General features: G+C 70.5%; 15 protein-coding genes. 3 read left to right on the top strand and 12 right to left on the bottom strand.

Features of this window, described 5'->3' with window-relative positions:
• Positions 1-50: 50 nt before the first annotated feature.
• The 5 genes from ACX80J_RS10670 to dxr form a co-directional block, all read right to left on the bottom strand.
• Positions 51-341: a YciI family protein gene (locus ACX80J_RS10670; protein ID WP_459345808.1), complete on the bottom strand. Its 291-nt coding sequence runs from the start codon at positions 339-341 to the stop codon at positions 51-53.
• A gap of 9 nt (positions 342-350) precedes the next feature.
• Positions 351-800, bottom strand: coding sequence for a hypothetical protein (locus tag ACX80J_RS10675; protein ID WP_459345807.1), 450 nt, complete (start codon positions 798-800; stop codon positions 351-353).
• 345 nt (positions 801-1,145) lie between these two features.
• Positions 1,146-1,766 (bottom strand): MarR family transcriptional regulator, encoded by a 621-nt coding sequence (locus tag ACX80J_RS10680; protein WP_459345806.1) that lies wholly within the window; start codon positions 1,764-1,766, stop codon positions 1,146-1,148.
• A gap of 39 nt (positions 1,767-1,805) precedes the next feature.
• Complete coding sequence (locus ACX80J_RS10685) at positions 1,806-3,149, bottom strand: M50 family metallopeptidase (RefSeq protein WP_459347750.1); 1,344 nt, start codon at positions 3,147-3,149, stop codon at positions 1,806-1,808.
• Positions 3,146-4,432 carry a 1-deoxy-D-xylulose-5-phosphate reductoisomerase gene (dxr, locus tag ACX80J_RS10690; RefSeq protein ID WP_459347751.1) on the bottom strand — a complete coding sequence of 429 codons (1,287 nt, stop codon included), beginning with the start codon at positions 4,430-4,432 and terminating at the stop codon, positions 3,146-3,148. The genes ACX80J_RS10685 and dxr overlap by 4 nt, the downstream gene beginning before the upstream one ends.
• A 160-nt stretch (positions 4,433-4,592) precedes the next feature.
• Here dxr and ACX80J_RS10695 point away from each other — a divergent pair, with 160 nt between their 5' ends.
• On the top strand, positions 4,593-6,194 hold the full coding sequence (locus tag ACX80J_RS10695; protein WP_459347752.1) for an HNH endonuclease signature motif containing protein: 1,602 nt from the start codon (positions 4,593-4,595) through the stop codon (positions 6,192-6,194).
• Positions 6,195-6,412: 218 nt separating this feature from the next.
• On the opposite strand, the gene ACX80J_RS10700 is transcribed toward ACX80J_RS10695, so the two are convergent.
• Genes ACX80J_RS10700 through ACX80J_RS10730 form a run of 7 tightly spaced genes read right to left on the bottom strand, consistent with a single transcriptional unit; the run spans position 6,413 to position 14,110 of the window.
• Positions 6,413-7,237, bottom strand: a complete 825-nt coding sequence (locus ACX80J_RS10700; protein ID WP_459347753.1) for an HpcH/HpaI aldolase/citrate lyase family protein — start codon at positions 7,235-7,237, stop codon at positions 6,413-6,415.
• The gene (locus ACX80J_RS10705) at positions 7,234-7,743 is read right to left on the bottom strand and encodes a MaoC family dehydratase (protein ID WP_459347754.1); all 510 of its coding nucleotides are present in this window, start codon (positions 7,741-7,743) and stop codon (positions 7,234-7,236) included. Before ACX80J_RS10705 ends, ACX80J_RS10700 begins: the two co-directional genes overlap by 4 nt.
• Positions 7,740-8,399, bottom strand: coding sequence for a CoA transferase subunit B (locus tag ACX80J_RS10710; RefSeq protein WP_459347910.1), 660 nt, complete (start codon positions 8,397-8,399; stop codon positions 7,740-7,742). Before ACX80J_RS10710 ends, ACX80J_RS10705 begins: the two co-directional genes overlap by 4 nt.
• Before the next feature lie 2 nt (positions 8,400-8,401).
• Positions 8,402-9,175: a CoA transferase subunit A gene (locus ACX80J_RS10715; protein ID WP_459345800.1), complete on the bottom strand. Its 774-nt coding sequence runs from the start codon at positions 9,173-9,175 to the stop codon at positions 8,402-8,404.
• A gap of 27 nt (positions 9,176-9,202) precedes the next feature.
• A complete protein-coding gene (locus ACX80J_RS10720) occupies positions 9,203-10,399 on the bottom strand; it encodes an acyl-CoA dehydrogenase family protein (protein ID WP_459347755.1) in 1,197 nt (398 codons plus the stop codon).
• Positions 10,396-12,483, bottom strand: a complete 2,088-nt coding sequence (locus tag ACX80J_RS10725; RefSeq protein WP_459347756.1) for an acetyl/propionyl/methylcrotonyl-CoA carboxylase subunit alpha — start codon at positions 12,481-12,483, stop codon at positions 10,396-10,398. Before ACX80J_RS10725 ends, ACX80J_RS10720 begins: the two co-directional genes overlap by 4 nt.
• 4 nt (positions 12,484-12,487) lie before the next feature.
• Complete coding sequence (locus tag ACX80J_RS10730; protein WP_459347757.1) at positions 12,488-14,110, bottom strand: carboxyl transferase domain-containing protein; 1,623 nt, start codon at positions 14,108-14,110, stop codon at positions 12,488-12,490.
• A 120-nt stretch (positions 14,111-14,230) separates the two neighbouring features.
• Here ACX80J_RS10730 and ACX80J_RS10735 point away from each other — a divergent pair, with 120 nt between their 5' ends.
• Together ACX80J_RS10735 and ACX80J_RS10740 are read left to right on the top strand one after the other, a co-directional pair.
• Positions 14,231-14,842: a TetR/AcrR family transcriptional regulator gene (locus ACX80J_RS10735; RefSeq protein WP_459347758.1), complete on the top strand. Its 612-nt coding sequence runs from the start codon at positions 14,231-14,233 to the stop codon at positions 14,840-14,842.
• A gap of 124 nt (positions 14,843-14,966) precedes the next feature.
• Positions 14,967-15,434 carry a GNAT family N-acetyltransferase gene (locus tag ACX80J_RS10740; protein WP_459345795.1) on the top strand — a complete coding sequence of 156 codons (468 nt, stop codon included), beginning with the start codon at positions 14,967-14,969 and terminating at the stop codon, positions 15,432-15,434.
• The last annotated feature ends 83 nt before the right edge of the window (positions 15,435-15,517 follow it).

Below are 15,517 nucleotides of genomic sequence, written 5' to 3' on the forward strand. Positions count from 1 at the left end.
ATTTCATTATCCACCCGCCCCGGCGACCGACGGCTCCGTGGCGATCCAGGTCACACGAGGTCGCGGAACGCTCCGAGGACGGGATTCCACCCGATGGTCTTGACAGCCGCGATGGCTCCGACGACGGCGAACGGGTCCTGGCTCACGAGCTGGTTGAGATCCGCCTCGGTGTCGGCGGAGAAGACCAGGAGGGCACCCGTGCCATCCGTGAAGGGGCCGGAGGCCAGGACGCGGCCCTGCTCCACGAGCCCCTGCAGCCACGCCCTGTGGGCCGGCCGGTGCTCGTCGCGGAGGTCGTTGTGGTCGGGGCTGTATACGTACTCGACGGCGAAGATACTCATGGCTTCACCCTACGGGACCGGTAGCAGGTAGACCTTGATGATCGTCGCCACGCCTGCCGCCCAGAGCATCGAGGCCAGCGTGCCGATGATGAACCGCTCGGAAGCCGCGGGGGTCTCCTTGAGTTCGGCGTAGCGCCCCAACGCCTTGACGGCGACGACGTACGCGATGGCGACCGGCTGCCCGCCGAGGATGGCGACGGTCACCGCGAGCCGCTCGAGCACGCCGATGACCAGCCCTCCGCGGAGCACGCCCGGCGGCAGGGCGTCGACCGGCGCCTGGGGCGGATCGGCGGGTGGAGCGGGGAGGTCGAACTGGGGCTGGTCCGCCGGCTCGGGCGGTTCCTCGCGGCGCCGTTCCGCGGTGTCCACCGACCGGGCCAGGCGTAGCACGAGCATGGTCACGGGTGAACCGACGCCGCCCGCCACGAGCAGCGCCACAGCGATCCATAGTGCGTCCACCGAGCCTCCTTCGTCCTTCCTCCATGTCTACCCCACCTTCATATCTACCCCACGGCACCCCCAACGGTGCTGCTCCCCCGCCACTGCGTCCGGCGACCACGAGGAGGCCTCTCGGGTGCTCTTGTGGGTCGTCTCGACCGGCGCCGAGCGACTGGGGGATCAGCGCGGGACGACGACGGCTGGACGAAAGCTCCAGGAGCAGGTGACGTAACGGCAGGCGAGCCGTCGAACGGACAGAAACGACCATGAAAAGGCCTCGCGGGTGGTCTTTTGTGCCGTCTCGACGGACGCCGGGACCACGACCGGCGCGTGACGACCGCGTGTCCTCCCGCCAGCGCGACGCAGCTAGGCGACCGGCTCGGCGGTCGCGCCGTCGACCCAGGCCAGGAGGCGGGCGGCTGCGGGCCGGACGGCATGCTCCTCGTGCCAGGCGGCGCGGGCCGCGGCCTTGCTCACGGCCTGCGGGCTGATGCCGAGGGTCTGAGCGACGGCCGTCTGCGTGCCGCGCTCGCCGGGCTTGAGGAGGTCGAGGATGCGCCACTCGGCCTCCGAGCGGCCCATGACGTGGCGGCCGAGCAGCGCGAGCACTCCCTCAGCCTCCCCTGCGCCGTCATTCCGACCATCCGGTCCCTCGACGGCGAGGGGCGCGCGGTCCCCCGTCTTCTTGGCGCGGTCGACGGCCTTCCGGGCAGCGACGAAGGCCGACCCACGACCTTCCCGCGGGGAGGCCGGAAAGGGCTGCTCCACGTCTCCGATGCCGATCCCGACGTACCAGCCACCCGCACGTAGGCAGAGCATCGCGGCATCGACGACGTCGGCCGCGAAGGCGACCACGCCCTGCGCCTCGTCGCCGACCGACCGCTCCCAGGGCAGCACCGTGGGGATGGGGCGCAGGAGGCCGAGTAGTTCCGGGACGCGGTCCGTTGAGGAGCGGCTACCCGCCTGGTCGATGGTGAGGACGAACACTCATCAACCGTATGGGGTTGAATTCTGAAATACAACCGATCAGCCGAAGAGGTCGACCGGCTTCACGATGTCAGCGTAGATCAGCAGGACACCCATCCCCATGAGCAGGACAGCCACGGCGTAGGTGAGCGGCAGGAGCCTGGCCATGTCGAAGGGCCCCGGATCCGGCCGCTTCAGCAGGCGGGCGATCCCGCGACGGAGGCCCTCCCAGAGCGCTCCCGCCACGTGCCCGCCGTCGAGCGGGAGCAGCGGGACCAGGTTGAACACGAACAGGGCGAGGTTCACGCCGGCGACGAGTCCGACGAGCGTCGCCGCGCGGGAGACCAGGGGGATCTCCTCCATCGCGGAGATCTCCCCCGCGATCCTGCCGACGCCCACCACGCTGATCGGACCCTCCGGGTCACGGGGAGCGTCCGAGAACGCTGCCTGGCCCACCTCGACGACGCGTTGCGGGAGGTTGAGGACCACTCCCGCGACGCGGGCCAGAGAGTCGCCGACGGCCGGGAGGACCGCACTCGCCGGCTGCGGCACCAGTTCCTGCGTCGACCCGATGCCGATGAAACCGACCTCCTGGGTCACGGCGTTGCCCTCGTCGTCGACCTCGACGGCGCCGTCGGCCGTCGTGACCGGCCGCTCCGTCAGCAGGGGGGTGATCCGGGAATCGACGGTCTCGCCGTCGCGCACAACGGTGATGCCGACCTCGCGTCCCGCTGCCTCACGGATCCACCCGGAGAACTCGTTCCAGTCGGTGACCTCCCTGCCGTCGAAGGCGACGACGCGGTCCCCCGGCTCGAGGCCCGCCTCGAAGGCGGGGGCGGCGGGATCATCCGGGCCGCAGTCGGTCTGGCCTGTGGCCGCCTGCTGGCTTGCCGGCACCACGCACCGGTAGACCTCGGCCACCGTCGTGGTCGCCTGGGCGGTGCCGAACCCCATGATGAGCACGGCGAACAGGACCGTCCCGATCAGGAGGTTCATCAGTGGCCCGCCGAGCATGATGACGATCCGCTTCCAGATGGGCAGCTTGTAGAAGACACGGTTCTCGTCGCCGGGCTGCAGCTGTTCGGCGGCGGCCTGGCGGGCATCGTCGGTCAGCTGCTGGAAGACGCCGGTGCTGGACTGCCGTACCGCGCCGGCCTCGGACGTCGCGGGCGGGAACATGCCCACCATCGAGACGTAGCCGCCGGCCGGGATCGCCTTCAGCCCGTACTCGGTCTCCCCCCGGCGCCGGGACCAGACCGTTGGGCCGAAGCCGATCATGTACTGCGTGACACGGACCCGGAAGAGCTTCGCGGGCACCAGGTGACCCACCTCGTGCAGGGCGATCGACGCCGCGATCCCGATCACGACGAAGAGCACGCCGGCGAGAAACAAGAGAACAGTCACAGCTTTTCCTTCTGGCCTTCCGAACGGGCTGCCGTGTCCGGCAGCGGCGACCCCAGCGGAGTTTCCTCGAGGCCACAACGGACCCGGGCCCTCGCCCGTGCCCAGCGCTCCGCGTCGAGCACCGCAGCCAGGGTCAGCGCCCCACCGGCACCCCCGCTGTCAACGGCACGCTGGTCGTCGACGACGGCGGCCACCGTGTCCACGATGTCAGGAAAACCTATGGCTCCCCTGTGAAAAGCATCCACGGCCTCCTCGTTCGCGGCGTTGTAGATGGCCATGCGCGTGCCGCCCTCGACTGCCGCACGCTTGGCGAGCGCGATCGCCGGGAAGGCCTCCTCGTCCAGCGGCTCGAAGGTCCACTCGGCGGGCCGGCTCCAGTCGCAGGCACGCGCCGACCCCGGAACCCGGAACGGCCAGCCGATCCCGAGGGCGATCGGGAGACGCATGTCGGGCGGGGAGGCCTGGGCCAGCGTGGAACCGTCGATGAACTGCACCATCGAGTGGATGACGGACTGCGGGTGGACGACGACGTCGATCCGCTCCAGCGGGATGTCGAAGAGGAGGTGCGCCTCGATCACCTCGAGGGCCTTGTTGACCATGGAGGCGGAGTTCGTGCTGATCACCCGGCCCATGTCCCACGTGGGATGGGCGAGGGCCTGCGCCGGCGTGACGTCCTGCAGCTGCGCGCGCGTCCGGCCACGGAACGGGCCACCGGACGCCGTGAGGACCAGGCGGTCCACCTCGTCGGCCGTGCCGCCGCGGAGCGCCTGGGCGATCGCGGAGTGCTCCGAGTCGACGGGGACGAGTTGCCCGGGGGCGGCCGCCGCACGCACGAGCGCTCCCCCGGCGATCAGCGACTCCTTGTTGGCCAGTGCGAGCAGGTGTCCGGCGGCGAGCGCGGCCAGGGTCGGCTCCAGGCCGATGGACCCAGTGATGCCGTTCAGGACGACGTCGGCGTCGGGCCAGGCCGCCACCTTCGTCGCGGCGCCCTCACCGGCGAAGAGCTCCGGTGCGTAGCCGGTGACGCCGGCCGCATCGGCGGCCTGCCCGATCGCACGGTCCAGGTCCGTTTCGGATGCGGATGCGACCCCGACGGCGGGAGCCCGGACCGCCACGGCCTGGCGGGCGAGAAGCTCCAGGTTCCGCCCGCCGGCGCTGAGGCCGGCAACACTGAAGCGGTCGGGAGCCGCGGCGATCACGTCGAGTGCCTGGGTCCCGATGGAGCCCGTGGAACCGAGGATGGAGACGCGCCGATGCTGCCGGGAGGGGTTGCTGAAATCCATGGCCCCAGTATCCCGCAGGTTGTCGGCGTCCATCCTTCCGGCTCCGTCCTCGGGGTCCGCTGAGCGCACATCGAGTGACGCCCTGTGCGCCTCGCGAGCAGTTCCTTCTGGCAGCGGGACGACCGGCTATTTCGTCAGTGCGAGGTGATTAACTGTGTCCATGACCCCGGGATCGGCGCTGCTGGACCTAGAGGACGCCTACGACGAGGCGACCTGGGGCTGGCCCGCGGATCCGTTCGAGGAGGTCCTCGGCCGCGGTGGCGAATTCAACGATGCCGGGATCGACGAGCACGCCCGTGCGGCCGTCGAAGGTGCTTCGCCGTACGGCCTACTGGGCCGGCTACAGGACATCGGATCGGGACCTACGGACTCGCCGAGCCTGGCCGTCACGCTCGATCTCCTGCGGGCCACGGACCGGTTGGCCTCCTGGGCCGCTGCGCAGCGGGCCCGCCTGGTCGCCCGGGTCCATATCTTCAGCAATCCGGACCATCACTCCTGGTCCGGTCCGGCCTCGTCCCTCGCCTTCACCGAGACGGTTGCCGAGACTGCGGCGCTGCTGAAGCTGTCTGAAGGGTCAGCGGCCCGGCTCGTCTCGGAGTCACTGGCGCTGACCGGCCCGTTGACGGCCACCCTGGCGGCTCTGGAGAACGGCGAAATCTGCTCCGGGCAGGCATCGGTCATCGTCGAGCAGTCCCGCACCCTTCCGGACGAGGCCGTGGCCGCGTTCGAGAGCGAGATCCTGAAGGTCGCGGGGAATCTGAACCGGCCGAGACTCACCGCACGGTGCCGACGGCTGCGGGAGAAGCTCCATCCCGAGACGCTGACCGCCCGCCGGGTGCGAGCGGCGGCCGATCGCTGCGTGGTGTTCGAGCCGGACCGCGACGGGATGGCGTGGTTGAGCGCCTACCTGCCGGCAGAGCAGGCACTGGCTGCCCACACCACGGTGGACGCGGCTGCCCGCGGGCTGCGGAGCGCCGATGATCCGCGGACCCTGCCACAGCTGCGGGCCGACGTCCTGGCCGACATGCTGCTCGGCACCGCCGGACCTACCGGGGTGGCACCGGGCTCGGGCGGGAGTTGCCGGTGTGGAAGCGCAGAGGGCGTCCGCGCCGAGACCGACCCCGCTGAGAGCGGCCGTACCGAGGGCGACCGCACCGAAAGGGCTTATTCCGGGCACGGTGTGCGCTCCTCCACGGCGAAGATCGTGGTCACCGTCCCGGTGTTCTCGCTGATGGGGCTCTCCGATGAGCCGGGCGAACTCGAGGGCTACGGACCCATCCCGGCCGAGGCCGCCCGCCGACTGGCCGGGAACGCCACGTCCTGGCTCCGTCTGCTCACCCACCCGTACACGGGTGCCATCCTGGGCCTCGACCGCACGCGGTACCGACCGAGCGAGGACCTACGGACCTGGATCCAGCTCCGGGAGAAGACATGCAGCTTCTATGGCTGCTCCCGTCCGGCCAGCCGCTGCGACCTTGATCATCTGATGCCCTGGGCCGATGACGGCTCCACCAGTGCGGACAACCTCTATCCCGCCTGCAGGCGGCACCACATGCTCAAGCACCGGACCGACTGGACGCCGAGTCCCGATCCCGATGGCGGACTGACCTGGCGGTCGCCGGGAGGTCGGACCTATACGACGCCGCCCGAACCACCGCCTGCTGACTCGCATTCATCGACGACCGCCCGGATCATGAACCATCTCGGGACGGCGATGCGCACTGAACGGACGCTCCACGTCGAGTCTCCGCCGCCCTTCTGACGAGCGAAGCCTCAAGGGACCACGCTCTCTGGGAGTCGATCGAGCCAGTCTCGATGCTGGCGGGCTCCCTCGGGCCGGTCGGACAGCGCGCAGATCGGCGTGCAGGGCGCCCGTCCGGGCGTGCAAAACGTTCGGACGTCCGGTCGTGCTGTGAACGCGTGCTTCCAACGGCGCTGTCTTCGATGCCCCGGCTCCCCTACCTCCGGCGAAGCCACACGCTATCGGCCCGACGCCCTGCCCAGGACGCTACGGGCGTGGCGCAGGATCGGCTCGTCCACCATGCGCCCCTCGAAGGCGAACACGCCCCGCTCCCCCTCCGCGGCGGCGAGCAGCGCGCGGGCGCGCTCCACCTCGGCGTCGTCGGGGGCGAAAGCGGCACGGATCGCGGCGACCTGCCCGGGGTGGATGCAGGCCTTCGCCGCGAACCCGGAGGCGGCAGCATCCTCGGCCTCGGCGGAGAGTCCCTCGGTGTCGGCGATGTCGACGTAGACGGCGTCGATGCAGCCGACGCCCACCGCCCCGGCCGCTAGGAGTACCTGCGAGCGCGCCTGGAGTGCGACCGCCCGGTAGGTGCCGCCCGACGTCCTGCTGGAGGTGCCGCCCAGCGAGGCGACGAGGTCCTCGGCGCCCCACATCAGCGCCGTGACGCCGTCGGCGCGGGCGATCGCCGTGGCCTCCACGACTCCGCGGGCCGTCTCGACAAGGGCGATGACCTCGACGTCCCCTAGGGCCTTCCGCACCGCGGCGACATGCTCGGGCGACTCCGTCTTGGCGAGCATGACGGTGCGGTAGCCGGTCCGGCGGACGGCTTCGCAGTCAAGGGTGAAGTCCGCCGTACCCACCGCGTTGAGCCGCACCACGGTGCGCTCGGGGGCGAGCGGAACCTCGGCGAGCGCCGCCCGCGCGGCCTCCTTGGCCCCGGGCGCGACCGCGTCTTCCAGGTCGAGGATGACGGTGTCGGCGCGGTCGGCGGCCTTGCCGTAGCGCTCCGGGCGGTCCGCGGGGCAGAAGAGCAGCGCGGGGCCGAGGGTGACAGCACTCACGAGTGTCCCTCCCGGGTCGCCGTCGAGGACCACATCAGCACGGAGCGGGTCGCCGTCGCCACGACGTCGCCGTGCTGGTTGCGCCCGGTGTGGGCCATCGACACGATGCCCTGCCCGGGGCGCGAGGACGACGGGCGGATGCCGGTGATCTCGGTCTCGGTGTACAGGGTGTCCCCGTGGAAGAGCGGCCGGGGGAAGGCGACGTCGGTGAGCCCCAGCTGGGCCACGAGGGTGCCCTGCGTGAGCTGCGTGACGGACTGGCCGACGAGCGTCGCCAGGGTCAGCATCGAGTTCACGAGACGTTGCCCGAAGGGCTGCCCTGCGGACCAGGCGGCGTCAAGGTGCAGGGCCTGGGTGTTCATGGTCAGCGTGGTGAACAGGACGTTGTCCGCCTCCGTCAGGGTGCGCCCGGGCCGGTGGGCATACACCGTGCCGACGTCGAGCTCGTCGAAGTACAGGCCGCGCTGCTCGATGACGCGCCCGGTCGGCACGGCGTCACCGCTCATGCGGCGGCTTCCCCGAGGTCGATCCGCAGGGGCGCTCCGGTCGCGGCGATCACGTCCTCGACGGTGACACCGGGTGCGGTCTCGCGCAGCACCAGGGTGCCGCCGTCGTCGGGTTCGACGTCGATCACGGCGAGGTCGGTGACGATCCGGTCCACGCACCCCTTGCCCGTGAGCGGCAGGGAGCAGGAATCGACGATCTTCGGCTGGCCGGAGCGGTCGACGTGTTCCATCATCACGATGACGCGTTTCGCACCGAAGACGAGGTCCATGGCCCCGCCCATGCCCTTGACCATCTTGCCGGGGACCATCCAGTTGGCGAGGTCCCCGTTCCGCGCGACCTCCATGGCTCCGAGGACGGCGACATCGACGTGGCCGCCGCGGATCATCCCGAAGGATGCCGCGGAATCGAAGAACGCGGCCCCGGGGTTGGCGGTGACGGTCTCCTTCCCCGCGTTGATGAGGTCCGGGTCCACCGCGTCCTCCGCGGGATAGGGGCCGACGCCGAGGATCCCGTTCTCGGAGTGCAGCACCACCTCTACGCCCGCCGGGATGTAGTTGGGGATGAGGGTGGGCATGCCGATGCCGAGGTTGACGTACTGTCCGTTCTCCAGCTCCTGCGCAACCCGGGCGGCGAGCTCGTTGCGGGTTCGTGCCATGGTCATGCTCCTTCGGGGGCGGGGGCGGTGAGCGACACGGTGCGCTTCTCGACGCGCTTCTCGGCGTCGGGCACCAGGACCACGCGCTGGACGAAGATCCCGGGTGTGTGGATGGAGCCGGGATCGAGCTCGCCGGGTTCGACGAGCTCCTCGACCTCCGCGATAGTGATCCTGCCGGCGGAGGCGCACAGCGGGTTGAAGTTCATCGCGGTGGCATGGAAGACGAGGTTGCCGTGGCGGTCGCCCTTCCAGGCATGCACCAGTGCATAGTCCGGGCGGAGGGACTCCTCGAGCACGTAGTCCACGCCGTCGAAGGACCGCACCTCCTTGGGCTTGGACGCGACGGCGACGTTGCCGGCGTCGTCGTACCGCTGGGGCAGACCGCCCTCGCTGACCTGGGTGCCCACACCCGCCGTGGTGTAGAACGCGGGGATGCCCGCACCGCCCGCACGGAGCTTCTCGGCGAGGGTTCCCTGGGGGGTGAGCTCGACCTCGAGCTCACCCGCGAGGTACTGGCGCGCGAACTCCTTGTTCTCCCCGACGTAGGAACTGATGGTCCTACGGATCCGGTGCTCGGACAGCAGGATGCCGAGGCCCCAGTCGTCGACACCGCAATTGTTGCTCACGGTCTCGAGCTCCGCCGTCCCCTGCGCGTGCAGGGCCTCGATCAGGGCTCCCGGGATGCCGCACAGGCCGAATCCTCCGACGGCCAGTGAGGCGCCGTCGGGGATGTCCGCCACGGCCTCTGCCGCACTGCCAACCACCTTGTTGATCACTGCTTCTCCTTACGTGTCGCGGGGCCGCTACTGCGCCCCGGGGGTGCCGGCCGAGAGGCCGAGTTCCCTCGCGATCAGCATGAGCTGGACCTCCGTGGTCCCCTCGCCGATCTCGAGGATCTTCGAGTCACGGTAGTGCCTGGACACCACGAACTCGTTGATGAAACCGTAGCCGCCGAAGATCTGTGTCGCATCGCGGGCGTTGTCCATGGCCGCCTCACCGGCCACGAGCTTCGCGATCGAGGCCTGCGTCTTGAACGGCTTGCCGGCGAGCATGCGCGATGCGGCGTCGTAGTACGCCAGGCGGGCGGTGTGCGCGCGGACCTGCATGCGGGCGATCTTGAACTGGATGGACTGGTAGGCGCCGATGGTGCTGCCGAAGGCCATCCGCTCCCCGGCGTAGCGGATCGACTCCTCCACACAGCCCTGCGCCGCACCGGTCGCGAGCGCCGCGATGGCGATCCGCCCCTCGTCGAGGATCTGCAGGAAGTTGGCGTAGCCCCGGCCGCGCTGGCCGAGCAGGTTCGCCTCCGGTACGCGGACGTCCCGGAGCGTGAGCGGGTGCGTGTCCGAGGCGTTCCAGCCCACCTTGTTGTAGGCCTTCTCGGCCGTGAAGCCCGGCGTGTCCGAGGGGACGAGCAGAGTGGAAATCTCCTTCTTCACGGAGCCGTCCGGGCGCTGTGAGGTCCCGGTCACGGCGGTGACGGTGACCAGCGAGGTGATGTCGGTGCCCGAGTTCGTGATGAACTCCTTGGTCCCGTTGATCACCCACTCGCGGCCGTCGGCGCCGTCCTCGAGCCTCGCCATCGTCTTCGTGCCGGAGGCGTCGGAGCCCGCCTCGGACTCGGTGAGGCCGAACCCGCCGAGGGCCGTCCCCGCCGCGAGGGAGGGCAGCCACTGCTGCTTCTGCTCCTCCGTGCCGAACCGGTAGACCGGCATGGCCCCTAGCGACACCCCGGCTTCGAGGGTGATGGCCACGGACTGGTCCACACGGGCCAGCTGCTCGAGGGCCAGGCACAGCGCGAAGTAGTCGCCGCCCATGCCCCCGTACTCCTCGGGGAACGGCAGGCCGAACAGGCCCATGTCCCCCATCTGCTTGACGACCTCGTAGGGGAAGCTGTGCTCGGCGTCGTGCTTCGCGGAGACCGGCGCCACGACCTCGTCCGCGAATTCGCGGACGGTGTCGACGAGGTCCTGGTATTCATCGCTCAGTTCGAAGTTCATGCTGCGTTCCCTTCCTCTGGGATCGGTACGGGACCGCCCTCCGGGGCGGCCTCGATGGTTGCGACGACTTGCTGTGCGCGGACGAGGTCCCCGGGCTTCAGGGACAGGCGGACGACGCCGGACAGTGCGGCGGTGAGCTGGTGCTCCATCTTCATGGCCTCGACCGCGACGAGGACGTCACCCGCCTGCACGGCGGCCCCGTCCTGGACGGCTACGGACACCACGGTGCCCGGCATGGGGCTCCGCACCTGGGGGTCGGCCGATCCTTCCTCGCGGGTGATCCGGGACAGGGCTGCGTCGAGCAGTTCCCGGCGCCCGGGCCGGCGGAGGCGTGCCGACCAGCCGGCCTCGCCCAGCCACACGGTGTCCCCGTGGACGGCGTGCTGCCGGCGCGACCGCAGGCCGTCCACCGTCGCTCCGCCGTGGGCGTCGACCCGGACCGCCAGGGCTGCATCCGGACCGGCGTCGCCGGACACGGTCCATCCGCTGCCGGCACGCAGGAGCCGGACGGTCGCCGTCGCGCCGCCGTCGAGTTCGAGCGTCACCGTGCGGGGACGGGCCGCCCCGAGCCGGAACCCGTCGCCGCGACGCCATGGCGACCCAGCGGACCCGCGGGGCCCTGGGAGTCCTGCTAGTTCGGCCTCGACGAGCAGCACGCCGGCGAGCGCGATCTCCTCCGCGGTGACGTGCCGGAAGGGCAGGCCCGGGAGCCGGCGCTCGATCAGGGTGGTGTCGAGGCGTGCCGCCCGCACGTCGTCGTCGTTCACGAGCAGGCGGAGGTACTCGATGTTGGTGTCCACGCCCAGCACCACCGTGCCGGCGAGCGCCGCGTCCAGGCGGTCGAGTGCCTGCCCGCGGTCCGCGCCCCAAGCGATGACCTTGGCGAGCATCGGATCGTACGACGACGAGACGGACCCGCCGGCCAGGAGCGAGCTGTCCACGCGGATGCCCTCCCCCGCCGGCTCGGTGAGTGCCAGGATGCTGCCGGTGGACGGCAGGAATCCTGCCTCGGGGTTCTCGGCGTACACGCGCGCCTCGACCGCGTGACCGGTGAGGACGACGTCCTCCTGCGCCAGCGGCAGTTCCTCGCCGGCAGCGATGCGGATCTGCCACTCGACGAGGTCGACGCCGGTCACGAGTTCCGTCACGGGGTGCTCGACCTGCAGGCGGGTGTTCATCTCCATGAAGAAGAACTCGTCGGGGGCGGCATCGGACACGAGGAACTCCACCGTCCCGGCTCCCGTGTAGTCGACGCTGCGCGCCGCACTGCAGGCCGCCTCGCCGATCCTGCGGCGCGTGGCCTCGTCCAGCAGGGCCGAGGGAGCCTCCTCGATCACCTTCTGGTGCCGGCGCTGCAGGGAGCACTCGCGCTCGCCGAGGTGGAGGACGGTGCCGTGCGAGTCCGCGAGCACCTGCACCTCGATGTGCCGGGGGCGTTCGATGAGGCGCTCGAGGAACAGCGTGTCGTCGCCGAAGGCGCGCTCGGCGACACGCCGGGCCGTGGCGAGCGCCTCCGGCAGGTCCTCGGGCCGGTGCACGGCGTGCATGCCCTTGCCCCCTCCGCCGGCCGAGGGCTTGATGAGCAGGGGGAAGCCGACGTCGCGGGCGGCGCGGAGGAGGTCGTCGTCGGACAGCCCGGGTTCGGCGACGCCGGGCACCACGGGGACGCCGAACCCGGCGACGTGGTTCTTGGACCGGATCTTGTCCCCCATGACGTCCAGCGCGTGGACGGAGGGCCCGATGAACACGATGCCCTGCTCCCGCAGTGCGTCCGCGAACGCGGCGTTCTCGCTGAGGAACCCGTAGCCGGGGTGGACCGCCCCCGCTCCGGTACGGCGGCACGCGTCGAGCACGGCGGGAATGGACAGGTAGCTCTCCGACGGCGATGCCCCACCGATGCGCACGGCGAGGTCCGCTTCGAGGACGTGCCGGGCCCCGGCGTCGGCGTCGCTGTAAACGGCGACCGAGCGGAGGCCGAGCGCACGGACCGTGCGGAGGACGCGGCTCGCGATCTCGCCCCGGTTCGCGACGAGGACGGTGTCGAAGGGCCAGGAGCCCCTTCGGGAGGAAGTGGTGGGTGTCATGGGGTCACATCCGGAAGAGGCCGAAGGAGGTGTCGGGCAGGGGCGCGTTGGCACACACGTCGAGCGCGAGGCCGAGGACGGTGCGCGTGTCCGCCGGATCGATCACGCCGTCGTCCCACAGGCGCGCCGTCGAGTAGTAGGGGTTTCCCTGCGCCTCGTACTGGTCGCGGATGGGGTTCCGGAACGCCTCCTCCTCCTCGGGCGACCAGTCCTCACCGCGGGCTTCGAGCTGGTCGCGCCGGACGGTCGCGAGGACCGACGAGGCCTGGTTCCCGCCCATGACCGAGATGCGGCCGGCGGGCCACATCCAGAGGAAGCGCGGGGAGAAGGCACGTCCGCACATGGAGTAGTTGCCGGCACCGAACGACCCGCCGACGACGACGGTCAGCTTCGGGACCCGGCACGTGGCGACGGCGGTGACCATCTTGGCCCCGTTCTTCGCGATGCCGCCCGCCTCGTAGTCCTTCCCGACCATGAACCCGGACAGGTTCTGCAGGAAGACCAGGGGAACCCCCCGCTGGTCGCAGAGCTCGATGAAGTGGGCTCCCTTGAGGGCGGACTCGCTGAACAGGACGCCGTTGTTGGCGACGATCCCGACGCGGTGGCCGGAGATCGTCGCGAAGCCCGTGACGAGCGTGGTGCCGTACTCCCGCTTGAACTCGTGGAAGAGCGAGCCGTCGACGATCCGGGCGATGATCTCCCGCGCGTCGTAGGAGGCGTTGACGTCCGTCGGCACCGCTCCGTACAGCTCGTCCTGCGGAACCGCCGGCTCGAGGACCGGCAGTTCGGGGACCGAGGTCCCGTGCGGGTCGGACCGGACGGGCGGCGGAAGCGTCGCGATGATGTCCCGCACGATCTCGAGGGCGTGCTGGTCGTTCTCGGCGAGGTGGTCGGTGACGCCGGACACGCGGGCGTGCACGTCGCCGCCGCCGAGTTCCTCGGCCGTGACCACTTCGCCGATCGCGGCCTTCACGAGCGGGGGCCCGCCGAGGAAGATGGTGCCCTGGTTGCGGACGATCACGGTCTCGTCGCTCATGGCCGGCACGTAGGCGCCACCTGCGGTGCAGCTGCCCAGGACGGCGGCGATCTGCGGGATCTTGCGGGCCGACATGGTGGCCTGGTTGTAGAAGATGCGGCCGAAGTGGTTGCGATCCGGGAACACCTCGTCCTGGCGCGGCAGGAAGGCACCGCCGGAATCGACGAGGTAGACGCACGGCAGGTTGTTCTCGAGGGCGATCTCCTGGGCCCGGAGGTGCTTCTTGACCGTCATCGGGTAGTACGTCCCGCCCTTGACGGTGGCGTCATTGGAGATCACGAGCACGTGGCGCCCGTGGACCAGGCCGATACCGGCGATCACGCCGGCGCCGGGGCACTCGTCGTCGTACATGCCGTTCGCCGCCAGCGGTGCGATCTCCAGGAAGGGGCTGCCGTCGTCGAGGAGCTGGTCGATGCGCTCGCGCGGCAGGAGCTTGCCGCGCGCGACGTGGCGCTCCCGGGAGCGTTCCGGTCCGCCCAGCGCTGCGGTGGCGAGCCGGCGCCGCAGGTCCCCGACGAGTTCCGCCTGGGCCGCGGAATTCGCCGCGAACGCCGCTGAGAGCGGATCGACCTTCGAAGCCAGAGTCTCCATCGACTACTTCCTCGCATGCTGTTCAGTTAGCAAACGCTAACCCGATTCAGGTTAGTGGTCATTAACCTGCCTGTCCATCAGAATGATGGGACAACTCCCCCGCGGACGACAAGGACCTGCATGGAGGCACTGCCCACCGAAGACCGCGTGACGGGCCGGAGCATCGCGAAGGCCACCCGGCGTGCGGCGCTCCTCGACGCCGCGGCGCACCTGTTCGCCGACCGCGGCTACAACGGGGTGTCCATCGAGGATCTCGGCTCCGCCGCGGGAGTGAGCGGGCCGGCGGTCTACCGGCACTTCCCCGGCAAGCCGTCGGTACTCTCCGCCCTGCTCACCGGCGTCAGCGAAGACCTGCTGGAGGGTGGGCGGGCAGTCGCCGACGGCGGGTCCTCCCCGGAGGAGGCGCTCCGGGGGCTGATCCGTTTCCAGGTGGCGTTCGCCCTGACCAACGCCGACGTCATCCGCGTGCAGGACCGGGACCTCGGCTCACTGCCGCACGACGACGAACGCACGGTTCGCTCCCTGCAGCGGAGCTACGTGCAGGTATGGGTGGACCAACTCGCCGACTACCTCCCGGACACCGACCGGTCGCTGCTGCGGCGCAAGGTCCACGCCGTGTTCGGGCTGATCAATTCCACCCCCCATACCGCGCACGGGACGAGTTCCGGGCGCGAGCTCGGGGCGTTGCGGGACCTGCTGCAGGACATGGCGTGGGCCGCCCTGACCGTGTGACGCCGGAATCATGACGCCGGAATCGCGCCCCCGCCACCCATGCGCAGTCGCCTAGTACGCTGAAACCACGAGAAGTATCGGCCGCGCTGCCCGCCCGGCCACTCCACCGACTGAAAGTACCGCTGTGATCACGCTACGTCCCGTTGAAGCCTCCGACATCGACGCCTTCTTCTCGCACCAGCTGGATCCCAGCGCCAATCACATGGCGGCCTTCGGCGCCAAGAACCCCTCGGACAGGGGCGTCTTCGACCACCACTGGCAGGACATCCTGAACGACAGCAAGATCACGGTGCGCACCATCCTCTCGGACGGCGAGGTGGTGGGCAGCATCCTCGCCTACCACCACGACGCGACCCCGGAGATCAGCTACTGGATCGACCGCTCCCGCTGGGGACAGGGCATCACCACCGCCGCCGTCGGCCAATTCCTCAACGAGGTGACCCAGCGGCCCATCCGCGCCCGGGCCGTGGCCGACAATGCGAGTTCCATTCGGATCCTCGAGCGCTGGGGCTTCCAGCACGTGGGCGAGACCCAGGGCTTCGCCCCTGCCCGCGGCGCCGTGGTGCGGGAACTCATCCTCGAACTGCCGTGACCTCCCGCCGAGGGCTCCGTGGCGGTTCCCCCGGCGGCGCGGAGCCCTCGCTGGACCGTCCGCCCAGCTGGACCACCTGCCCA

Source organism: Arthrobacter rhamnosi (genome assembly GCF_054510975.1).